Raw genomic sequence first — 20,924 nt, 5'->3', positions numbered from 1 at the left:
GAGCGAGGCCGTTCGCCGGCTCACCCCACGTCGTGTGCTCCGTCACGCGTCCCGTCACGTGCCGCATCGTGGGCGGCGATCAGCTCCCGGCAGCGCTTCACGTCCTCGGCCATCTGTTCCATCAGGGCGTCCAGCGACTCGAACCTGGCCTGGCCGCGGACGAACGCGAGGAAGTCCACGGCCACATGCAGCCCGTACAGCTCCAGTCCCACCCGGTCGATGGCGTACGCCTCCACCGTCCGCTCGGTCCCGTCGAACTGCGGGTTGGTGCCGACCGAGATCGCGGCCGGCATCGCCTCGCCCCCGACGTGCAGCCAGCCCGCGTAGACGCCGTCGGCGGGGATCGCGGTGTGCGGCAGCGTCTCGACGTTGGCGGTCGGGAAACCGAGCTCGCGGCCTCGCTGGGCGCCGCGCACGACCACGCCCTCGACCCGGTGCGGACGCCCGAGGATCTCGTGCGCGCCCTCGACGTCGCCCTCGGCGACGAGCCGCCGGGTCAGGGTGGAGGAGAAGGGCTCGCCCCCGCCGGCATCACCGGTCACATAGAGGTCCACCACCTCGACCTCGAAGTCGTAGGTCTTGCCCAGTTCGGCCAGGAACTCCACGTTCCCGGCGGCCCTGTGGCCGAAGCGGAAGTTCGGGCCCTCCACCACGGCCTTGGCGTGCAGCTTGTCCACCAGGACCTTGACCACGAAGTCGGCCGGCGAGAGCCGGGAGAACTCCGTGGTGAAGGGCAGGATGAGAACCGCGTCGACGCCCAGCCCCGCCATCAGTTCGGCGCGGCGGTGGTGCGGGGCGAGCAGCGGCGGGTGGCTGCCGGGGCGCACGACCTCGCTGGGGTGCGGGTCGAAGGTGACGACCACCGAGGGGACGCCCAGCTCGCGGGCGCGCTCCACGGCGTGCCGGATGATCAGCTGGTGTCCCCGGTGGACCCCGTCGTAGGAGCCGATGGTGACGACGCTGCGCCCCCAGTCCTCGGGGATGTCCTCCAAGCCACGCCAGCGCTGCACTGTGACCGCTCCTCGTCGAACCCGTGTCCGTCTATGCCTCTTACGCAGGTCTAAGGGTGCCATGCCCGGGGGCCTCGGCCCGCATCGGCATCATGGCTGTGACGGGGGGCACGCGGGATTCCGGGGCGGCGGTGATCAGTCCGGGACCCCTGGGATCGCAAGGCTCTCGATCACGCGGCGGGCGCCCGGACCGACCAGGGCGGCCCTCCACCGCGATCTCCCCGACGGTCCTTCGTGGTGGTCCCTGATCGCCTCCCCATAGCGTTCACTTCTCACTCATTGCAATGACCAGGACGGATTTCGTTGCATTATCACCAAGGCGATTGCAATGAATTTACGACCTCTGCCTGCACGATCGACGATTCCATGCAACTTAGACGTTGTCATGACCCGGAAAGCAACGTAGCGTTTCCAATAGAGGAAAGCAGCGAGCCACCAACGGGAGAGCACGATGCAGAAGTTCGACACCCCCGCCCCGATCTCCGCCGTCCTGGACATCCCCGCCGGACGCGTCCAGTTCATCGGCGCCGACCGCGCCGACACCGCAGTCGAGGTCCTGCCCGCCGACTCCTCCAAGAGCCGCGACGTCCAGACCGCCGAGCAGACCACCGTCACCTACGCCGACGGCGTTCTGCGGATCCGCACCCCCGAGCCCAAGAACCGCCTCCTCGGCCCCTCCGGGTCCCTGGAGGTCACCGTCCGGCTGCCCGCGGGGTCCCGAGTCGAGGCCAGGGCCCTCGCCTCCGAGCTTCGCGGCGTGGGCCGCCTCGGCGACGTCGCCTTCGAAGGCGCGTGCGGCCAGATCAAGATCGATGAGGCCGCGAGCGTCCGTCTCACCGCGGTCGACGGCGACATCGAGGTCGGCCGGCTGGGCGGCCCCGCGGAGATCAGCACCACGAGGGGCGACATCCGGATCAACGAGGCCACGCGCGGCGCGCTCGTGCTGCGCACCCAGTCCGGCGACATTTCCGTCGGCGCCGCCGTCGGCGTCTCGGCCGCCCTGGACGCCGACACCGCCCGCGGCCGCATCAGCAACGCCCTCAAGAACGACGGCACCACGGCACTCGACATCCGCGCCACCACCTCCCACGGCGACATCACCGCCCGCAGCCTCTGAAGAAGCAGACCGAGACCAGGACCGTCCGGCCGGATCCAGCGATCGACCGATCCACCGCGATCGAGATCCTGCCGTCACGTAACCAGGGGGAACACATGACGAAGAGCAGCACTTCCTCGACCGGTTCGAAGTGGACCGGCATGGTGCCGGTCGACGACACGGCCCTGGCCGTCACCGACACCGGGGGTCCCGGTATCCCGGTGGTCTACCTCAACGGCCAGTTCGCCACTCAGGGGTACTGGCGGCGGGTCATCGCCGAACTGGGGACCGGGTGGCGGCACATCACCTACGACGAGCGCGCTCGCGGCAGGAAGTCGAAGCGTTCGGCGGACTATTCCTTCGAGGCCGCCGTCCGGGATGTCGATGCGGTTCTCGCGGCCAGGGGTGTGGACCGGGCCCTGGTGGTGGGCTGGTCCTACGGGGCGTTCGTCGCGGCGCACTGGGCCGGCCGGAAGCCGGAGCGTGCCCTGGGCGCGGTTCTGGTCGACGGTGCCTTCCCGTACGACTGGCTCGACGAGGCCATGGAGCGGCGGATCCGAAAGCAGTTCCGGCAGTGGGCCTGGTGCATGCCGCTGCTGCGCCCGACGGGACTGACCCCGCGGATGAACGCCGAACAGATGGCGAACAGCAACATCGAGCTCGGCGTGATCTCCCGCGAGGGTGAGCTGGGCCCCGTGCTGGACGGCATCACCGTGCCGGTGCGATACGTGGTCGCTTCGGGGACGTCCCTCGGCAGCCGCGGTGACGAGCAGGAACGGATACGCACCAGCCTCGGTGCGGTGACCGCCCGCAACGCGAACATCCAGATCAGCGCGAAGGTCACCAGCAACCACGGCGCGATCCTCAAGAAGGACTCCCCGGCCGTCGCCGAGGCCGTACGGGAGGTCGCCGCCCTCGCCCGCGGGGGGCGGTGACCCGGTCCCGGCGGTCTGGTCGTTGACGCGTCGAGCCGGGTCACACCGGGTTTGCAGCCGTAGTACCTGGGCGAGGGGGCAGCCGGTGATCAGCGGGACAGCTCAGCGGGGCAGAGCTCGTGACGAACGCGCCCCCTTCCGCCCCCTCGGTTCACTCCGAGCGCCTGCTCGATGGGGTGAATAGCCCGGTGGGGATGGATACACCTCTGGAGGGGGAACCGAGGGGGACCGTGGAGCGGCGGCTCGGCCCCGTGACCGCCGCTCCACGGCAGGCCGTCAGCCGAACACGGCCAGGCTCTTCGCCTTGCCCTTCTGGTCCTCCACGAGCGCGACGAACCGGCCCTGCGGGTCGAACGCGGCGACGGGTCCGGCGCCCGCATACGCGTCGGGCATCTCCAGACGCACGCCGTTGCTGAGCAGCCGTGCCCGCCTGGCGTCCAGGTCCCAGCGGGGGAAGGCGGCCTCGGCGGCCTCGGCGACCGGCATCACGGTCAGCTCCTGCTGGAGCTGGTCCAGGGTGCGCGCGGAGTCGAGCTTGTAGGGCCCGACCCGGGTGCGCCGCAGTGCTGTGAGGTGTCCGCCGACGCCCAGGTCGGCGCCCAGATCGCGGGCGAGGGCCCGGATGTAGGTGCCGGACGAGCAGACCACGGACACCAGCAGGTCGCGCACCGGGGTGCCGTTCTCGGCGACGGCGTCCCGCACGTCGTGGACCGCGAAGGAGGAGACGGTGACCGGCCGCGCCGGGATCTCGAAGTCCTCGCCGTCCCGCGCCCGCTTGTACGACCGCACCCCGTCGATCTTGACGGCGCTGACCTTCGACGGCACCTGCATGATGTCGCCGGTCAGCTTGGCGATGCCGGCGTCGACGGCGTCGCGCGTGAGCCCGGAGGCGTCCGCCGACGAGGTGATCTCCCCCTCGGCGTCGTCCGTCACGGTGGTCTGGCCGAGCCGGATGGTGCCGACGTACTCCTTCTCCGTGAGGGCGAGGTGCCCGAGGAGCTTGGTGGCCCGTTCGACGCCGAGGACGAGCACTCCGGTCGCCATCGGGTCGAGGGTGCCGGCGTGGCCGACGCGCCGCGTCTTCGCGATCCCGCGCATCTTGGCGACCACGTCGTGCGAAGTGAAGCCCGACGGCTTGTCGACGATGACGAGGCCGTCGGGCGCGGTGTGCTTGTGGGTCATTCGGCGGTGTCGTCCGTCTCGTCGGGGGAGCCGGGCTTGCGGTACGGGTCCGCGTCACCGGCGTACGAGGCGCCCGTGGCCGCCTCGCGTACCTTCGCGTCGGACTCACGCGCCTTGTCGAGGAGGTCCTCGATGGTCCGGGCGGTGTCCGGGAGTGCGTCCGCGACGAAGGTGAGGGTGGGCGTGAACTTCACGCCGGCCGCCCGTCCGACCTCGGAGCGCAGGATGCCCTTGGCGCTCTCCAAGCCGGCCGCGGCGGCCTTCCGCTCCTCCTCGTCCCCGTACACGGTGTAGAAGACGGTCGCCTCCCGCAGATCTCCCGTCACCCGGGTGTCCGTGATGGTGACATGCGAGCCGAGCCGCGGGTCCTTGATCCCGCGCTGCAGCTTCTGGGCCACCACCTCTCGGATGAGGTCCGCCAGCCTCTTCGCCCGCGCGTTGTCGGCCACTGGTCCGTCTCCCGTTCTTTCCTGTCTGTGTTCTCGGTTCAGTCGTCGTCGCCGTGGAAGCGCCGTCTGACGGACAGCAGCTCCACCTCGGGGCGCCCGGCGACCAGCCGCTCGCACCGGTCCAGTACGTCGGTCAGGTGCCCGGCGTCGCCGGAGACCGCCGCAAGGCCGATGCAGGCCCGCCGATGGAGATCCGTGTGGTCCACCTCGGCCGCGCTCACCGCGTACTTCCGCTGGAGTTCGGCGACGATCGGGCGGACTATGGAGCGCTTCTCCTTCAGCGACCGTACGTCGCCGAGGAGGAGGTCGAAGGACAGGGTCCCCACGTACATGGATGTATCCGGATGACCCGCCGGTACGGGATCGATGGCCCCGCCGCCGCTATGGGCAGGGACACGAAAACCGTACAACGAACACCGGATCGACTCGACGGGGTTTTCCCGGGCGGGGGAAGGCCCGCCCGGCGGCGCGGACGAGGCCGTCCGGGCCGCCGGGGGGTGGGCTCACCCGCCGCACCGCCGTCGGTGAACGGCACCCGGGGGCGGCAGCCCCCGGGACGGCAAGGGGCGGCCGACGGGGAGGTGTGTCCCCGCCGGCCGGCCCTGTGCATCGGCCCCGCCCGCCGTCAGGCGCGCGGCTTCTCGCGCAGCTCGTACGTCGCGATGACGTCGTCCACCTTGATGTCGTTGAAGTTGCCGAGGTTGATACCGCCCTCGAACCCTTCGCGGATCTCGGTGACGTCGTCCTTGAAGCGACGCAGGCCCTCGATGGTGAGGTTCTCCGCGACCACCTTGCCGTCGCGGATGAGGCGCGCCTTGCTGTTCCGCCTGACCTCGCCGGAGCGGATGAGGACACCCGCGATGTTGCCCAGCTTGGACGACTTGAAGACCTCGCGGATCTCCGCCGTACCGAGCTCGACCTCCTCGAACTCCGGCTTGAGCATGCCCTTGAGGGCCGCCTCGATCTCCTCGATCGCCTGGTAGATGACCGAGTAGTACCGGACGTCCACGCCCTCGCGCTCGGCCATCTGCGCCGCGCGGCCCGCCGCGCGCACGTTGAAGCCGATCACGATGGCGTCCGAGCCCATCGCCAGGTCGATGTCCGACTCCGTGACCGCACCGACGCCGCGGTGCAGGACCCGGATGTCGACCTCTTCGCCGACGTCGAGCTGGAGCAGGGAGGACTCCAGTGCCTCGACCGAGCCGGAAGCGTCGCCCTTGATGATCAGGTTCAGCTGCTGGACCTCGCCGGCCTTCAGCACCTTGTCCAGGTCCTCCAGCGACACACGGCGCGTGCGCTTGGCGAACGCCGCGTTCCGCTCGCGGGCGGCGCGCTTCTCCGCGATCTGGCGGGCCGTACGGTCCTCCTCGACCACGATGAAGTTGTCGCCGGCGCCCGGGACGTTGGTCAGACCCAGGACCTGGACCGGCATCGACGGGCCGGCCTCGGCCACGTTGGTGCCGTTGTCGTCGAGCATCGCCCGGACGCGGCCGTACGCGTCGCCGACCACCATCGTGTCGCCGACCCGCAGCGTGCCCCGCTGCACGAGGACCGTCGCCACGGCGCCGCGGCCGCGGTCGAGACGGGACTCGATCGCGATGCCCTGCGCGTCCTGGCCCGGGTTCGCCCTCAGGTCCAGGGTGGCGTCCGCGGTGAGGATGACGGCCTCGAGGAGGCTGTCGATGTGCAGGCCCTGCTTGGCGGAGATGTCGACGAACATCGTGTCGCCGCCGTACTCCTCGGCCACCAGGCCGTACTCGGTCAGCTGACCGCGCACCTTGGTCGGGTCCGCGCCCTCGACGTCGATCTTGTTGACCGCGACCACGATCGGCACCTCGGCCGCCTTGGCGTGGTTCAGGGCCTCGATCGTCTGGGGCATCACACCGTCGTTGGCCGCCACCACGAGGATCGCGATGTCGGTCGACTTGGCACCGCGGGCACGCATGGCGGTGAACGCCTCGTGACCCGGGGTGTCGATGAAGGTGATCTTCCGGTCCTCGCCGTTGACCTCGGTCGTGACCTGGTAGGCACCGATGTGCTGGGTGATGCCACCGGCCTCGCCCGCGATGACGTTGGTCTTGCGGATGGCGTCGAGCAGGCGGGTCTTGCCGTGGTCGACGTGACCCATGACGGTGACCACCGGCGGACGGACGACCAGGTCCTCCTCGGAGCCCTCGTCCTCACCGAACTCGATGTCGAAGGACTCGAGCAGCTCGCGGTCCTCCTCCTCGGGGCTGACGATCTGAACCGTGTAGTTCATCTCGCCGGCGAGGAGCTGCAGCGTCTCGTCGGAGACGGACTGCGTGGCCGTGACCATCTCGCCCAGGTTCATCATGACCGCGACGAGGGACGCCGGGTTGGCGTTGATCTTCTCCGCGAAGTCGGTGAGCGAGGCACCGCGCGACAGGCGAATGCTCTCGCCGTTGCCGCGAGGCAGCATCACACCGCCGACCGACGGGGCCTGCATGGCCTCGTACTCCTGACGGCGCTGCCGCTTCGACTTGCGGCCACGGCGTGCCGGACCGCCGGGACGGCCGAACGCACCCTGCGTGCCACCACGGCCACCCGGACCACCGGGACGACCGCCGAAGCCGGGACGGCCACCGCCGCCGCCGGCGAAGCCGCCGCCACCGCCACCGGGACCGCCGCCACCCGGACGGCCGGCGAAGCCGCCGCCACCGGGACGACCGCCACCGCCACCACCGCCGGGACGGCCAGCGAAGCCGCCGCCACCGGGACGACCGCCACCGCCACCGCCGGGACGACCGGCACCGGCCGGGCCGCGGCCGCCGGGGCCGGGACGCGGGCCGGCAGCGGGACGCTGCGGCATCATGCCGGGGTTCGGACGCGGGCCGGCGGGACCGCCGCCGGGACGCGGACCGCCCTGCGGACGGGGCATGGCACCCGGCGTGGGCCGGGGACCGCCCGGGGCCTGGGGACGCGGGCCACCGGCCGCACCCTGCGGACGGGGACCGCCCTGGCCGGCGCCCTGCGGACGCGGTGCGCCCGGCGCACCGGGGCCACCCGGACGCGGAGCCTGCGGACGGGGCGCCTGCGGGCGCGCCATACCGGTGGAGCCACCGGAGGTGAAGGGGTTGTTACCCGGACGGGGACCGGCCGGACGCGCACCCGGGCGCGGACCCGAGGCACCCGGACGGGGGGCACCGGTGCGCCCGCCCTGCCCGTGGCCGGAGCCGGCCGGACGTGCGCCGGGCTTCGGCGCGCCCGGACGGGCAGCCGGGCGCGGCGTCGGGGCGGCCGGAGCCGACGGCGGCGCCGTGAACTCGGGTGCACCCGGAGCCGGGGACGCCGGAGCGGGCCGCGGCGCGGGCTTGGGACCCGGGGTGGGACGCGGACCCGGAGCCGGGGCCGCGGGCCTCTCGGCCGCGGGCGGCTTGGGCGCCGCCGGGCGAGGGGCAGCCGGACGCTCCCCCGCTGCCCTGGGGGCGTGGGAGGGGGCCCCACCCTGCGCCGGGGAAGGCGCGGCCGGCTTCGCCGGAGACGCCTTGCGGGCGGCGGGCTTCGCGCCCCCGCCGTTGCCCTGCTGCAGGGCATCGGTCAGCTTGCGTACTACGGGCGCCTCAATCGTGGAGGACGCCGAACGGACGAATTCACCGAGTTCCTGGAGCTTGGCCATGACGACCTTGCTCTCGACACCGAACTCCTTGGCGAGTTCGTAGACCCGGACCTTAGCCACTTCGCTCCTTTGAGGTCCGGGTTGCGGCCGGACCGTCGCTAGTTCATGGGCGTACTCATCGCGTACTCATCGAGTGCTCATCGCAATCTCGACCTGCTTTCGACTCGCGAGGTACCAGGCCGCACGGGGTTTTCCGTACGGCACATCGTGCGGTGTTGCGTGCTCAGCGAGGTGCTGTTCAGCAACCTTCTGTCTGCTCGACGCAACGGCGCAACGCCTTTACGTCGAGCCCCGGGACGCGCAGCGCCCGCGGGAGAGCCCGGCGGCGGACCGCCAGGTCGAGACAGCCCATGGCGGGGTGTATGTACGCACCCCGGCCGGGCAGCGTACCGCGAAGATCGGGGACACAGGCGTCCTCGACCGCCACGATGCGCAACAGTTCGACCTTGGCCGCCCGCTCCCGGCACCCCACGCAGGTGCGTTCAGGGCGTGCGCGGGCACGCGTCCGGCCAGACACGGTTCAGTCTACCTCCCCGCGTCGACCTCACCCCTTTGGGGCAAGAATCGAACGGTTGTTGTCGTGATCTCAGCGCCGCACGGCCGGGATCTATTCCCGGCCGAGGCCGCCCTCTCAGTCCTGGCTCTCAGTCCCGGCTCTCAGTCCTGCTTCTCGGCGGGCTGCTCCGTGTCGGGCCGGATGTCGATCCGCCAGCCGGTCAGCCGGGCCGCGAGGCGGGCGTTCTGCCCCTCCTTGCCGATCGCCAGCGACAGCTGGTAGTCGGGGACGGTCACCCGCGCGGAGCGGGCCGCGAGGTCGACGATGTCCACCTTGGAGACACGGGCCGGGGAGAGCGCGTTCGCCACCATTTCGGCCGGGTCGTCCGACCAGTCGACGATGTCGATCTTCTCGCCGTTCAGCTCGCCCATGACGTTGCGCACCCGGCCGCCCATCGGACCGATGCACGCGCCCTTGGCGTTCAGGCCCGACCGGGTGGACCGCACGGCGATCTTCGTGCGATGGCCGGCCTCGCGGGCGATCGCGGCGATCTCGACGGAGCCGTCGGCGATCTCCGGCACCTCCAGCGCGAAGAGTTTCTTCACCAGGTTCGGGTGCGTGCGGGACAGCGTCACGGACGGGCCGCGCACACCCTTCGCCACCCGGACGACATAGGACCGGATGCGCTTGCCGTGCTCGTACGTCTCGCCCGGCACCTGCTCCTGCACCGGCAGGATGGCCTCCAGCTTGCCGATGTCCACGAGCACGTTCTTCGGGTCGCGGCCCTGCTGGACCACACCGGTGACGATGTCACCCTCGCGCCCCGCGTACTCGCCGAGCGTCGCGTCGTCCTCGGCGTCGCGCAGGCGCTGCAGGATGACCTGCTTGGCGGTGGTGGCGGCGATCCGCCCGAAGCCCGACGGGGTGTCGTCGAACTCGCGCGGCTCCTGCCCCTCCTCCAGGTCCTCGGGGTCCTCCTTCGCCCACACAGTCACATGGCCGGTCTCCCGGTTGAGCTCCACGCGCGCGTGACGGCGGCTTCCCTCCGTGCGGTGGTAGGCGATGAGGAGGGCCGACTCGATCGCCTCGACGAGCAGGTCGAAGGAGATCTCCTTCTCCCGAACCAAGCCCCGCAGGGCACTCATGTCGATGTCCACGGCTACGCCTCCTCCTCTTCCTTCATGTCCCTGTTGTCCTTGCGGTTGAACTCGACCTGGACGCGCGCCCTGGCGATGTCCGGGAAGGCGAGTCTGCGGGTGGTGGCCTTGCGGCCCTTCACACCGGGCACTTCGAGGTCGACGCCGTCGTCGTCGACCCGCAGAATCCTGGCGACCAGCTCGCCGCCCTCGGCCAGCTGGAACCGCACCAGCCGGCCGACGGCCCGCACGTAGTGCCGGCGTTCTCTGAGGAGGCGTTCCGCGCCCGGGGTTCCGACCTCGAGGTCGTACGCGCCCTGGCCCATCGCCTCCGTCTCGTCGAGCTTCGCCGAGAGCGCACGGCTCACATCGGCGATCCGGTCCAGGTCGGCACCGGTGTCGGAGTCGACGACGACGCGCAGCACACGCTTGCGTCCGACGGAGTCCACGGCGATCTCTTCGAGATCAAGGCCCTGGGAGCTGACGAGCGGTTCCAGCAGTTCTCGCAGCCTCTCGCTCTGGGTGGTGCTCATCCGGGTGACTCCTCGGCCGCGTGTGCTGTTGTGGGAAGGTCGCGTGTCAGGTCAAAGGGTATCCGGTCCCGGGCGGTGATGCCGTCCACCTGCGCGTCCCCTCGGGCGGGCGTGCGATCGGCCGAGCCGATGGCGAGCGGCGGGGCGGCGCACCGGTACGGTGATCACGGGCGAGGGTCCGTGCGACACCCCCTGGCCGCCCACCCCGTTCGCATCCCGTTCGCATCCCGTTCGCATCCCGTTCGCATCCGGTCATCGAGGACGTCTGCCGTGCCGTTCCCACCGCCCCCGCGCACCCTCCTGCGCAGAAGGAACCTGCTCGCCTCGGCCGCCGGGGCCGCGCTGCTGACCGGCTGCTCCGGGACGCCCGACGCGGCCGCCCCGGCCGCCCCGTCGGCCGCCGACCGGGCACGCGCGCGTGCGGCGCGCGACAGCGAGGCGCTGGCCGGGCAGTACGCGGCCGTGATCGCCGCCCATCCGGCGCTGGCGGCGCGGCTGCTGCCGCTGCACGCGGAGGTCGTCCGGCACGCCCGGGCCTTCGGCGGCGGCTCCGGCGCCCCGGCGTCCCCGTCGGCCGCGGCGTCCGCGTCCCGGTCCGCCTCTGCCGCGGCCTCCGCCTCCGCCCCGTCGGGTCCCTCCCCTGTTCCCGCGGACCCCAAGTCCGCCCTCGCCGGGCTGGCCACGGCGGAGCGGACCCTGGCCGACAGACGGGCCACGGCGCTGCTGGACGTGCCGGGCGAGCTGGCCCGGCTGCTGGCGTCCGTCTCGGCGGCCGGGGCCGTGCACGCGTATCTGCTGACGGAGGGCGGGAGATGACCACCACCGGCACGCGGCGGGAGATGACCGCCACCGGCACACCGGAGGAGCGGGACGCCGAGCTGTCGGCCCTGCGCGCGGCCCTGCGCGCCGAGCACGCCGCGGTCTACGGCTACGGCGTCGTCGGCGGCCGCATCGAGCCGTCCCGGCGAGAGCAGGCGCGGGCCGCGTACGACGCCCACCGCGCCCGGCGGGACGAACTGACCCGGACGGTGCGGGACCTGGGCGGGACACCGGACGCGGCGGCGGCCGCGTACGCGCTGCCGTTCCCCGTCCGCGACTCCGCCGCCGCGGTACGGCTCGCCGCCGAGTTGGAGGAGCGGCTGGCCGGGGTGTACTCCGACCTCGTCCGCGCGTCCACGGGCGCTCGGCGGCGCTCGGCGGCCTCGGCGCTGCGCGAGGCGGCGGTGCGGTCGGTGCGCTGGAGCGGCGAGAGCGTAGCCTTCCCTGGTCTCGCCGAACGGGCGGCGGCCGGCCCCACCGCGTCGGCGGCACCGCGGACCTGAGGCGTACGCGCGCACCGCACGCGTGCGAAGCCGACCTGGAAGGGAACACCTCGCGCATGGCTTTGGAACCGCCGCAGCGCCTCGTACGGGCCCTCGGCGAGACGCGGCGCGACGGTGGCGCCGAGTGGCTGGAGGAGCTGCCCGAACGGGTCCGGCGGGCGGTCGCTCCACGCGCGCTCACCGTGGAGCGGGTGCAGGCGCCCGGTGGTCGCAGCAGCCTGGTCCTTCTGGTGCGGCAGGCCGACGGCACCCCCGCCGTGCTGAAGCTGGCGCCGCCGTGGGCCCGTCCGGAGAGCGAGCGGGCGGCGCTCGCGCACTGGGGCGGCTCCGGGGCCGTACGGCTGCTGGAGGCCGGCGCCGAGGAGGGCGTCCTGCTGCTGGAGCGGCTGCACCCGGAGGTGTCCGTGCGCTCGCTCCCGGAGGCGAAGGCCCTGCTGGAGGCGGCGGGCACGCTGCGGCGGCTGTGGGTCGGGCCCCCGGCCGGTCATGTCTTCGAGACGGTGGCCGTGCGGACCGGGCGGCAGGCCGGGGCGATGCGGGCGGCCGCCGCGACGGACACCGAGGCCACACCCCTGGTCGAGGCGGCGCTGGCCGCCCGTGAGGAGCTGCTCGCCTCGCCACCGGAGGAGCGGCTGCTGCACGGCACGTTCCGGCAGAGCAAGGTTCTCGCCGGGGAGCGGATGCCGTGGCTGGCCGTGGGCCCCGACCCGGTGGTCGGCGAGTGCGCCTTCGATCTGGCGCGGCTGGTGCGCGACCGGGTGGAGGACCTGATCGCGGCGCCCTCGGGTGCGGCGATCACCCGCCGCCGGGTGAAGCGGCTCGCGGAGTCGCTCGACCTGGACGAGGAGCGGCTGCGCGGCTGGACCCTGTTCCGGGCGGTGGAGTCCGGCGTCCGGGCCCGCCGGGTCGGCCGCCTGCAGGACGCGGACCTGCTGCTGGAGTTCGCGAGCTGGCTGTGAATCCTGCCCGTGCCGCCCGGGGACCTCACGCGGCGCGAGCCCGAGCGGCACGGGACACGGGACAGGGACAGGGCCAGGCACGGGACACAGGGCACGGGCCTCAGCGACCGCTCCCGGCGGGCAGCAGGAGACCCCCACCCGTCGTGTCGGGTTCGCCCGCCCCTGGGCCGCCGGTGGGCCCGCGAGGATCCGCCCCGCCCGCCCCACAGCGGTGGGCCCGGCCGGCCCGGGGCGGCTCGCCCGGCCGGCCCGGGGCGGCTCCGGACCGCCCACCACCGCGCGCCGGTCCCCGGCCGGCCGGGGACCACGGCCGCACACCGGGCGGCCCCGCCCGTCGAGCCCGGACCCGTCGTCCTTCGGCCCGCTCTCGCCCGGCGAGGCGTCAGCCGCGTCCTCCCTGCACCGCCCCGCCCCGGCGGGTCCCACCCGTACGGGCCGGCCGCCGGCCCGCCGGGCGACCCGGACGGGCCGAACCGCCCACCGGCGCGCCCGGACGGTCGTCGTCGTGGCGGAGGCGGTGGACCAGAGGTCAGGCCGTCAGGCGGGCTACCGCCTCGGCCACCGTCAGCTCCTCGCGCTCGCCGGTCTTGCGGTCCTTCAGCTCCAGGACGCCCTCGGCGGAGCGGCGGCCCGCCACCAGGATCTGCGGCACTCCGATCAGCTCGGCGTCCGTGAACTTCACGCCCGGCGAGACGCCGGCCCGGTCGTCCACCAGGACGCGGACGCCGGCGTCGGCCAGCTTCTGCGAGACGTCGAGGGCCAGCTCGGTCTGGAGCGCCTTGCCCGCCGCCACGACGTGCACGTCGGCCGGGGCGACCTCCTTGGGCCAGCACAGGCCCTGCTCGTCCGCGTGCTGCTCGGCGAGCGCCGCGACCGCGCGGGAGACGCCGATGCCGTACGAGCCCATGGTCACGCGGACCGGCTTGCCGTTCTGGCCGAGGACGTCGAGGTGGAAGGTGTCCGCGTACTTGCGGCCCAGCTGGAAGATGTGGCCGATCTCGATCGCGCGGTCCAGCTTGAGGCCGGTGCCGCACCGCGGGCAGGGGTCGCCCTCCTCGACCACGACGACGTCGAGGTAGTCGTCGACCTCGAAGTCGCGGCCGGCGACGACGTTCTTCGCATGCGTGTTGATCCTGTTGGCGCCGGTGATCCAGGCCGTGCCCGGAGCCACCCGCGGGTCGGCGATGTAGCGGACCTTCTCCAGGCCCTGCGGGCCGACGTAGCCGCGGACGAGGTCCTCGCGGCCCTCGAAGTCCTCGGCCGTCACCAGCTCGACGACGGCGGGCGCGAGGTGCTCGCCCAGCTTGCCCAGGTCGACCTCGCGGTCTCCCGGCACGCCCACGGCAACGATCTCGCCGTCGACCTTGACCAGGAGGTTCTTGAGCGTGGCGGACGCCGGGACGCCCAGGAGCTCGGCGAGCGTCTCGATGGTCGGGGTGTCCGGGGTGTCCAGTTCCTCGACGGGCGGGTGCCCGGCGCCCTCGGCCGGCTTCAGCGCGAAGGTGACCGCCTCGGTGTTCGCCGCGTAGTCGCAGTTCGGGCAGTCGACGAAGGTGTCCTCGCCCGCGGCGGCCGGGGCCAGGAACTCCTCGGAGGCCGAGCCGCCCATCGCACCCGAGACCGCCGACACGATCCGGTAGTCGAGGCCGAGGCGCGCGAAGATCTTCTGGTACGCCTCGCGGTGCAGCCGGTAGGACTCGGCCAGGCCCTCGTCGGTCGTGTCGAAGGAGTACGAGTCCTTCATCTGGAACTCGCGGCCGCGCAGGACGCCGGAGCGGGGGCGGGCCTCGTCCCGGTACTTGGTCTGGATCTGGTACAGGATGATCGGCAGGTCCTTGTAGGACGCGGCCTGGTCCTTCACCACGAGCGTGAAGATCTCCTCGTGGGTGGGGCCGAGCAGGTACTCGGCGCCCTTGCGGTCCTTGAGGCGGAACAGCAGGTCGCCGTACTCCTCCCAGCGCGCCGACGCCTCGTACGGCTCCTTGGGCAGGAGCGCGGGCAGCAGCACCTCCTGGGCGCCGATCGCGTCCATCTCCTCGCGCACGACCCGGGAGATGTTGTCGAGGACCTTCTTGCCGAGCGGCAGCCAGGTCCAGATGCCCGCCGAGTTCCGGCGTACGTAGCCGGCGCGGACGAGCAGCTTGTGGCTGAGCGTCTCGGCGTCCGCCGGGTCGTCACGCAGTGTCTTGACCATCAAACGGGACATGCGCTGGACCTGGGCCATGATTCTCGACTCCTGCTGGGTAAGGGTGATGGCCACGAGGTTAGCCGGGCCGCCTGTGCGGGCGGTAATCGGTTAGGGCCGGCGCAGCGGCAGCGGAGCGCCCATCACGGCATACGGCTTCGGCGCGCTGGGGAAGAGCACCTGCCGCGCGAGGTCCTCGTAGCCGAGCGAGTGGTACAGGCCGCGGGCCGGGCTGTCCGTGTCGATCGCCGACAGGATGGAGCGGGGTTCGTCGGCACCGTCCGTGATGGTGGTGATCAGGGCCCGGCCGATGCCCCGGTTCTGGTACTGCGGATGGACGTGCAGCTCGGTGATCACGAAGGAGCGGTCGAGCCAGTCCTCGTGGCCCTGGGCGCGCAGATACGGTTCCACGACGGTGGACCACCAGTGGGTGCGGTCGTTGGGCATGCCGTAGACGAAGCCGACGAGCCGTCCGTGGCCGGTGGTGGCTCCGAAGGCGCGGGCTCCCGGGTGCGTCATGTGCCGCTGCACGATCTGGCGGCGTACGGCGATCTCGTCGGCGCTGAGCCCGAAGGCGACGGCCTGCACGGCGAGCGCCTCGTCGACGCGCGCGGACAGGTCCAGGGGGCCGATCACGACCTCGTCGGGGCTGGGGTGACCGTGACCGGGGATGCGCAGCATGCGGGGAGCCTACCGGGGCGCTTCGAGGGGTGGCGCCGGGTACCGCGCAGACCGTCCGGCCGGGGCCGGCCCGGAGCGGCACGGAGCGGCACGGAGCGGCGCGGGTCAGAACAGCACGCTCATGAACGCGCCGACCTCTGTGAAGCCCACCCTGCGGTACGTCCGCCGGGCCGGTGTGTTGAAGTCGTTGACGTACAGGCTCACCACCGGCGCCACATCCGCCAGCGCGTAGCGCAGGACGGCCGCCATGCCGGGAGCGGCCAGGCCCTGGCCGCGGTACTCGGGGGCGACCCACACGCCCTGGATCTGGCACGCCTGGGGCGTCGCGGCGCCGATCTCCGCTTTGAAGACGACCCTTCCGTTCTGGTCGAGGCGGGCGAAGGAGCGGCCGGAGCCGACCAGTTCCGCGACCCGTGCCTGGTAGAGCAGTCCGCCGTCGCCGGCCAGCGGCGAGACGCCGACCTCCTCGGTGAACATGGCCACGCACGCCGGCATGATCGTGTCCATCTCGTCCTTGCGGATGCGGCGGACATACGGATCGGGGACGATGTCGTCCGGCATGCGGTCGGTGACCATGAGCGGCTGGTGGGCGCGAACCTCCCGGGCCGGACCCCAGCTCGGTTCCAGCAGCCGCCACAGCAGGGCGGTGGATTCGGCGGGGCCGACGATCGAGGAGCAGCGGCGGCCCGCGCGCCGGGCCCGGTCGGCGAAGGCGCGCACCGCGCGGGCGTTCGCACAGATCGGGACGAGGTTGGCGCCGGCGTAGCACAAGGACGTCAGCATGCCGTCCTCGTACCAGCCCCACATCTCGCCGCCGAGCCGCCAGGGGTCCAGGCCCGCGACCTGGACCCGGGACGTGACGAAGGCGTTCGCCACCGGCTCGCGGTCGAGGACGGCGAGCGCGGCGTCCAGGTCGCTCGGTTCGAGGACCCGGGTGGTGGTCTGCGTCAACACGTACGGCGAGCCTTCACCCTGGAGTCTGCTGATCTCCGCACTGTACCTGGCCGACAACCACCGCGCCGCCCGGTGCCCGAGCAGCGGACGGCGCCGGCGAACCCGTGGGCCCGCCGTGGTGCACGGGGCCGCTGTGACCTCCCCGGCCCGCGCGTCACGCCGTACACGGTCCGCGGCATCCGGGCGCCGCGCATCCGGGCCGCGCCGACGAGCGCACGGCCGCGGCTCGCGGCGGTCCGGCCCGCCCGGTCACGCTCCCGCGCAACTCGCGTCCCGCCGCACCACGGTTGCCGCCGCTCCCCGCGAAGTCGCCGTCGCGCACGGCGGATCGGGCGACCGCGGCGGGCACACACGCCAGCGCCCCGTCACACACCGCGTGACGGGGCGCCATGGGCGTACGGGAGACGCGGAGTTCAGCTGGCCACCGACACCGACGGCTCGCCGGAGGCCGCGCCGTCCTTCTCCATCTGCTCGGCGATCTTCATCGCCTCCTCGATCAGGGTCTCGACGATCTGCGACTCGGGGACGGTCTTGATGACCTGGCCCTTGACGAAGATCTGGCCCTTGCCGTTGCCGGAGGCGACGCCGAGGTCGGCCTCGCGGGCCTCGCCGGGACCGTTGACGACGCAGCCCATGACGGCGACCCGCAGCGGGACCTCCATACCGGTCAGGCCCGCGGTGACCTCCTCGGCCAGCTTGTAGACATCCACCTGGGCGCGGCCGCAGGAGGGGCAGGAGACGATCTCCAGGCCGCGCTCGCGCAGGCCGAGGGACTCCAGGATCCGGGTGCCGACCTTGACCTCCTCCACGGGAGGCGCGGACAGGGAGACGCGGATGGTGTCGCCGATGCCCTGGGACAGCAGCGCGCCGAAGGCGACGGCCGACTTGATCGTGCCCTGGAAGGCGGGACCGGCCTCGGTGACGCCCAGGTGCAGCGGGTAGTCGCACTGGGCGGCCAGCTGCCGGTACGCCTCGATCATGACGACCGGGTCGTTGTGCTTGACCGAGATCTTGATGTCCCGGAAGTCGTGCTCCTCGAACAGGGACGCCTCCCAGAGGGCGGACTCGACCAGCGCCTCCGGGGTGGCCCTGCCGTACTTCTGCAGCAGCCGCTTGTCCAGCGAGCCGGCGTTGACGCCGATCCGGATCGGGGTGCCGTGGTCCTTGGCCGCCCTGGCGATCTCCTTGACCTTGTCGTCGAACTGCTTGATGTTGCCCGGGTTGACGCGGACGGCCGCGCACCCGGCCTCGATCGCCGCGAACACGTACTTCGGCTGGAAGTGGATGTCGGCGATCACCGGGATCTGCGACTTGCGCGCGATGGTGGGCAGGGCGTCCGCGTCGTCCTGCGTCGGGCACGCCACCCGGACGATCTGGCAGCCCGATGCCGTCAGCTCCGCGATCTGCTGGAGCGTCGCGCCGATGTCCGACGTACGCGTCGTCGTCATCGACTGCACGGACACCGGAGCGTCTCCGCCCACCGCCACGGATCCGACCTGGATCCGCCGGCTCTTCCGGCGCTCGGCGAGCTTGGTCGGAACGGACGGCATGCCGAGTGAAATCGCAGTCATCTGCTGTGCAACCCCAAGTTGTGGATCAAGGTCCGGTCCCGGAAGACGGGCTCCAGGGTTTGAGATTACGGCACGGGTGTGGCCGCAGGCACATCACCGGTCCGTCGCCGCGCCTCATGGGCGACGGCCGGGAAGGAAGTGTTCCCGGCCGCCGCGAACTCCGCGTGACTACGAGATTTTCACCGGGTTGACGACGTCCGCGATCAGCACCAGGAGGGTGAAGCAGACGAAGATCCCGGCCACCACGTACGCCACCGGCATCAGCTTCGCCACGTCGAAGGGGCCCGGGTCGGGGCGGCGCAGCACCTTGGCCACGGTGCGGCGCAGCGACTCCCACAGGGCGCCCGCGATGTGCCCGCCGTCCAGCGGGAGCAGCGGCAGCATGTTGAACAGGAAGAGGGAGAGGTTGAAGCCCGCGACGAGCAGCAGCATCATCGCGATCTGCTGGGACGGCGGGATGTCGAGGGTGAAGACCTCACCGCCGACGCGGGCCGCGCCGACCACGCCCATCGGCGAGTCCGGCGCGCGCGGGCCGTCGCCGAAGGCCGCGTCCCACAGCGCGGGGATCTTGCCCGGCAGGGACACCAGCGACTCGACGCCGTTCTGCATCATGTCGCCCATGCGCTGCAGGGACTGGTCGAAGGACTGCTGGACGATGCCGGTGGCGGGCGTGAAGCCCAGGAAGCCGGCGTACACGTACTTGCCCTCGACGTAGCCGCCCTTGCCGTCCGTCTTGCTCACCTGGTTCTTGATCAGGTGGGCCCGCAGATCGATCCGCTGCCCCTTGCGCTCGACGGCGATCGTGACGTCCTTGCCGGGGTTGGCGCGGATGTCGGACTGGAGGGTGGACCAGTCCTTCACCGGCTTGCCGTCGAACGCGACGATCGTGTCACCCGGCTTGAGCCCGGCGGCCCGGGCGGGCGCGGCCGGGTCGCCCTTGGCGCACTTGGTGCGGTTCTCGCCCTGCTGGATGACGCAGTCGGAGACCTTGCCGACCGTGGTGGTCTGGGTCTGGACGCCGAAGGTCATCATCACGCCGAGGAAGATCGCCACGGCGAGGACCAGGTTCATGAAGGGGCCCGCGAACATGACGATGACCCGCTTCCACGGCTTGCGCGTGTAGAAGAGGCGGCTCTCGTCACCGGGCTGCAGCTCCTCGAAGGACTGCGCCCGGGCGTCCTCGATCATCCCTCGCCACGGCGAGGTGGAACGTGCCTCGATCCGGCCGTCCGGACCCGGCGGGAACATGCCGATCATGCGGATGTAGCCGCCGAGCGGGATCGCCTTCACGCCGTACTCGGTCTCGCCCTTCTTCCGCGACCACACGGTCGGGCCGAAGCCGACCATGTACTGCGGCACACGGATGCCGAAGAGCTTGGCCGTCGACAGATGCCCCAGCTCGTGCCAGGCGATCGAGACCAGCAGGCCGACCGCGAAGACCACTATGCCGAGGATCATCATCAGGGTCGTCATGCACGAGCCTCCGCGGTTGCCGTCTGCGCCGTCAGTTCCCTGGCCCGGGCGCGTGCCCAGGTCTCCGCTTCGAGGACGTCCGCGACGGTCAGGGAAGTTCCCGTCCGAGGGGTGCCGTGCTCCTCCACCACCCGGGTGACCGTCTCCATGATGCCGTTGAACGGCAGGGCGCCCTTCAGGAACGCGTCGACGCACTCCTCGTTGGCGGCATTGAACACCGCCGGGGCCGTGCCTGCGAGCTGCCCCACGTGCCGGGCGAGTCCGACCGACGGGAACGCCTCGTCGTCGAGCGGGAAGAACTCCCAGGTCGACGCCGTGCTCCAGTCGAACGCGGGCGCCGCGTCGGGCACCCGCTCGGGCCAGCCGAGACCGATGGCGATCGGCCCCCGCATATCGGGGGGCGTCGCCTGCGCCAGGGTCGATCCGTCCGTGAACTCCACCATCGAATGGACATACGACTGCGGATGCACGACGACCTCAATGCGATCGAAGGGAATGTCGTACAGCAGGTGTGCCTCGATCACTTCCAGGCCCTTGTTGACCAGGGTCGCGGAGTTGATCGTGATGACCGGCCCCATGGCCCAGGTGGGGTGGGCGAGGGCCTCCTTCGGGGTGACGTCCGCGAGCTCCGCCCTGGTCCGGCCGCGGAACGGGCCTCCGGAGGCGGTGACGACGAGTTTGCGCACATCGGCGCGGGTTCCGGAGGCGAGCGCCTGGAAGAGGGCGGCGTGCTCGGAGTCGACGGGGATGATCTGCCCGGGCTTGGCCAGCTCCTTCACCAGCGGGCCGCCGACGATGAGCGACTCCTTGTTGGCGAGCGCGAGCGTGCGGCCCGCCTCCAGGGCGGCGAGGGTGGGTGCGAGGCCGATGGAACCGGTGATGCCGTTCAGCACGGTGTGGCAGTCGGAGGCGGCGAGCCGGCCGGCCGCGTCGGGTCCGGCGAGTATCTCGGGAAGGGGTTCTCCGGGGCCGTAGCACGCCGTGAGCGCCTCGCGCAGGGCCGGTACGACGTCCTCGCGGGCGACCGCGACCGTGCGCACGCGCAGGCGGTGTGCCTGCTCGGCGAGCAGTCCCACCCGGCCGCCGTTGGCGGAGAGGCCGGTGACCTTGAACCGGTCGGGGTTGCGCAGCACGAGGTCGATGGCCTGGGTGCCGATCGAGCCGGTGGAGCCGAGGATCACGACGTCCCGCACTCCGTCCACGGGGTCGAAGACGAGATGGGGGTCGGCAAGAGGGGCTGGACTGTCGCTCATCCCTCCATTGTGGCCGCACCGCGGCGCCGGAAGGACAGGGTCCTCGGGGTGT

19 protein-coding genes are annotated in these 20,924 nt (G+C 72.1%); 5 read left to right on the top strand and 14 right to left on the bottom strand.

Annotated features, from left to right (window positions below; translation table 11 throughout):
* Positions 1–20: 20 nt before the first annotated feature.
* Positions 21–1,010 carry a bifunctional riboflavin kinase/FAD synthetase gene (locus ACZ79I_RS29220; RefSeq protein WP_471500996.1) on the bottom strand — a complete coding sequence of 330 codons (990 nt, stop codon included), beginning with the start codon at positions 1,008–1,010 and terminating at the stop codon, positions 21–23.
* Positions 1,011–1,461: 451 nt separating this feature from the next.
* On the opposite strand from ACZ79I_RS29220, the gene ACZ79I_RS29215 reads away from it, so the two are divergent.
* Together ACZ79I_RS29215 and ACZ79I_RS29210 are read left to right on the top strand one after the other, a co-directional pair.
* Positions 1,462–2,127, top strand: coding sequence for a DUF4097 family beta strand repeat-containing protein (locus tag ACZ79I_RS29215; protein ID WP_471500994.1), 666 nt, complete (start codon positions 1,462–1,464; stop codon positions 2,125–2,127).
* A gap of 95 nt (positions 2,128–2,222) precedes the next feature.
* Positions 2,223–3,041: an alpha/beta fold hydrolase gene (locus ACZ79I_RS29210; RefSeq protein WP_471500992.1), complete on the top strand. Its 819-nt coding sequence runs from the start codon at positions 2,223–2,225 to the stop codon at positions 3,039–3,041.
* Positions 3,042–3,317: 276 nt separating this feature from the next.
* Here the strand turns inward: ACZ79I_RS29210 and truB are convergent, their stop codons facing one another.
* The 7 genes from truB to rimP all read right to left on the bottom strand — a co-directional run bounded on the left by truB (position 3,318) and on the right by rimP (position 10,474).
* The gene (gene truB, locus ACZ79I_RS29205) at positions 3,318–4,223 is read right to left on the bottom strand and encodes a tRNA pseudouridine(55) synthase TruB (RefSeq protein WP_471500990.1); all 906 of its coding nucleotides are present in this window, start codon (positions 4,221–4,223) and stop codon (positions 3,318–3,320) included.
* Positions 4,220–4,672 (bottom strand): 30S ribosome-binding factor RbfA, encoded by a 453-nt coding sequence (rbfA, locus tag ACZ79I_RS29200; protein WP_471500988.1) that lies wholly within the window; start codon positions 4,670–4,672, stop codon positions 4,220–4,222. The genes truB and rbfA overlap by 4 nt, the downstream gene beginning before the upstream one ends.
* Before the next feature lie 38 nt (positions 4,673–4,710).
* Positions 4,711–5,004, bottom strand: coding sequence for a DUF503 domain-containing protein (locus ACZ79I_RS29195; RefSeq protein WP_381079379.1), 294 nt, complete (start codon positions 5,002–5,004; stop codon positions 4,711–4,713).
* 293 nt (positions 5,005–5,297) lie between these two features.
* The gene (gene infB, locus ACZ79I_RS29190) at positions 5,298–8,369 is read right to left on the bottom strand and encodes a translation initiation factor IF-2 (RefSeq protein ID WP_471500986.1); all 3,072 of its coding nucleotides are present in this window, start codon (positions 8,367–8,369) and stop codon (positions 5,298–5,300) included.
* Positions 8,370–8,547: 178 nt separating this feature from the next.
* Entirely contained in the window at positions 8,548–8,826 is a 279-nt protein-coding gene (locus ACZ79I_RS29185; protein WP_381080559.1) for a YlxR family protein, read from the bottom strand.
* Positions 8,827–8,966: 140 nt separating this feature from the next.
* Positions 8,967–9,962, bottom strand: coding sequence for a transcription termination factor NusA (nusA, locus tag ACZ79I_RS29180; protein WP_471500984.1), 996 nt, complete (start codon positions 9,960–9,962; stop codon positions 8,967–8,969).
* 2 nt (positions 9,963–9,964) lie between these two features.
* A complete protein-coding gene (gene rimP / locus ACZ79I_RS29175) occupies positions 9,965–10,474 on the bottom strand; it encodes a ribosome maturation factor RimP (RefSeq protein ID WP_471500982.1) in 510 nt (169 codons plus the stop codon).
* A gap of 270 nt (positions 10,475–10,744) precedes the next feature.
* On the opposite strand from rimP, the gene ACZ79I_RS29170 reads away from it, so the two are divergent.
* The 3 genes from ACZ79I_RS29170 to ACZ79I_RS29160 are packed head-to-tail and all read left to right on the top strand — an operon-like array spanning position 10,745 to position 12,755.
* Positions 10,745–11,290, top strand: a complete 546-nt coding sequence (locus ACZ79I_RS29170) for a hypothetical protein (protein WP_471500980.1) — start codon at positions 10,745–10,747, stop codon at positions 11,288–11,290.
* Complete coding sequence (locus ACZ79I_RS29165; RefSeq protein ID WP_471500978.1) at positions 11,287–11,796, top strand: ferritin-like domain-containing protein; 510 nt, start codon at positions 11,287–11,289, stop codon at positions 11,794–11,796. The genes ACZ79I_RS29170 and ACZ79I_RS29165 overlap by 4 nt, the downstream gene beginning before the upstream one ends.
* Positions 11,797–11,852: 56 nt before the next feature.
* Positions 11,853–12,755: an aminoglycoside phosphotransferase family protein gene (locus tag ACZ79I_RS29160; RefSeq protein ID WP_471500976.1), complete on the top strand. Its 903-nt coding sequence runs from the start codon at positions 11,853–11,855 to the stop codon at positions 12,753–12,755.
* Positions 12,756–13,284: 529 nt separating this feature from the next.
* On the opposite strand, the gene ACZ79I_RS29155 is transcribed toward ACZ79I_RS29160, so the two are convergent.
* The 6 genes from ACZ79I_RS29155 to dxr all read right to left on the bottom strand — a co-directional run bounded on the left by ACZ79I_RS29155 (position 13,285) and on the right by dxr (position 20,872).
* Positions 13,285–14,979 carry a proline--tRNA ligase gene (locus ACZ79I_RS29155; protein WP_471500974.1) on the bottom strand — a complete coding sequence of 565 codons (1,695 nt, stop codon included), beginning with the start codon at positions 14,977–14,979 and terminating at the stop codon, positions 13,285–13,287.
* Positions 14,980–15,051: 72 nt separating this feature from the next.
* Positions 15,052–15,621 carry a GNAT family N-acetyltransferase gene (locus ACZ79I_RS29150; protein ID WP_471500972.1) on the bottom strand — a complete coding sequence of 190 codons (570 nt, stop codon included), beginning with the start codon at positions 15,619–15,621 and terminating at the stop codon, positions 15,052–15,054.
* A gap of 105 nt (positions 15,622–15,726) precedes the next feature.
* A complete protein-coding gene (locus ACZ79I_RS29145) occupies positions 15,727–16,575 on the bottom strand; it encodes a GNAT family N-acetyltransferase (protein ID WP_471500970.1) in 849 nt (282 codons plus the stop codon).
* A gap of 413 nt (positions 16,576–16,988) precedes the next feature.
* Complete coding sequence (ispG, locus tag ACZ79I_RS29140; protein WP_471500968.1) at positions 16,989–18,146, bottom strand: flavodoxin-dependent (E)-4-hydroxy-3-methylbut-2-enyl-diphosphate synthase; 1,158 nt, start codon at positions 18,144–18,146, stop codon at positions 16,989–16,991.
* Between the two features lie 168 nt (positions 18,147–18,314).
* Positions 18,315–19,619 (bottom strand): M50 family metallopeptidase, encoded by a 1,305-nt coding sequence (locus ACZ79I_RS29135; RefSeq protein ID WP_471500967.1) that lies wholly within the window; start codon positions 19,617–19,619, stop codon positions 18,315–18,317.
* Positions 19,616–20,872, bottom strand: coding sequence for a 1-deoxy-D-xylulose-5-phosphate reductoisomerase (gene dxr / locus ACZ79I_RS29130; RefSeq protein WP_471500965.1), 1,257 nt, complete (start codon positions 20,870–20,872; stop codon positions 19,616–19,618). The genes ACZ79I_RS29135 and dxr overlap by 4 nt, the downstream gene beginning before the upstream one ends.
* Positions 20,873–20,924 lie beyond the last annotated feature (52 nt).

This window comes from Streptomyces sp. PSU-S4-23 (assembly GCF_055632315.1).
The sequence above is the reverse complement of the archived record's forward strand: the minus strand, read 5'-3'. Positions and strand labels throughout refer to the sequence as shown.

Excerpts from the sequence above, each read along its gene's own strand:
- ACZ79I_RS29215 (WP_471500994.1), top strand. The coding sequence starts at position 1,462 with ATGCAGAAGTTCGACACCCCCGCCCCGATCTCCGCCGTCCTGGACATC.
- ACZ79I_RS29210 (WP_471500992.1), top strand. The coding sequence starts at position 2,223 with ATGACGAAGAGCAGCACTTCCTCGACCGGTTCGAAGTGGACCGGCATG.
- truB (WP_471500990.1), bottom strand. The coding sequence starts at position 4,223 with ATGACCCACAAGCACACCGCGCCCGACGGCCTCGTCATCGTCGACAAG.
- ACZ79I_RS29195 (WP_381079379.1), bottom strand. The coding sequence starts at position 5,004 with ATGTACGTGGGGACCCTGTCCTTCGACCTCCTCCTCGGCGACGTACGG.
- rimP (WP_471500982.1), bottom strand. The coding sequence starts at position 10,474 with ATGAGCACCACCCAGAGCGAGAGGCTGCGAGAACTGCTGGAACCGCTC.
- ACZ79I_RS29165 (WP_471500978.1), top strand. The coding sequence starts at position 11,287 with ATGACCACCACCGGCACGCGGCGGGAGATGACCGCCACCGGCACACCG.
- ACZ79I_RS29160 (WP_471500976.1), top strand. The coding sequence starts at position 11,853 with ATGGCTTTGGAACCGCCGCAGCGCCTCGTACGGGCCCTCGGCGAGACG.
- ACZ79I_RS29155 (WP_471500974.1), bottom strand. The coding sequence starts at position 14,979 with ATGGCCCAGGTCCAGCGCATGTCCCGTTTGATGGTCAAGACACTGCGT.
- ACZ79I_RS29150 (WP_471500972.1), bottom strand. The coding sequence starts at position 15,621 with ATGCTGCGCATCCCCGGTCACGGTCACCCCAGCCCCGACGAGGTCGTG.
- ispG (WP_471500968.1), bottom strand. The coding sequence starts at position 18,146 with ATGACTGCGATTTCACTCGGCATGCCGTCCGTTCCGACCAAGCTCGCC.
- ACZ79I_RS29135 (WP_471500967.1), bottom strand. The coding sequence starts at position 19,619 with ATGACGACCCTGATGATGATCCTCGGCATAGTGGTCTTCGCGGTCGGC.
- dxr (WP_471500965.1), bottom strand. The coding sequence starts at position 20,872 with ATGAGCGACAGTCCAGCCCCTCTTGCCGACCCCCATCTCGTCTTCGAC.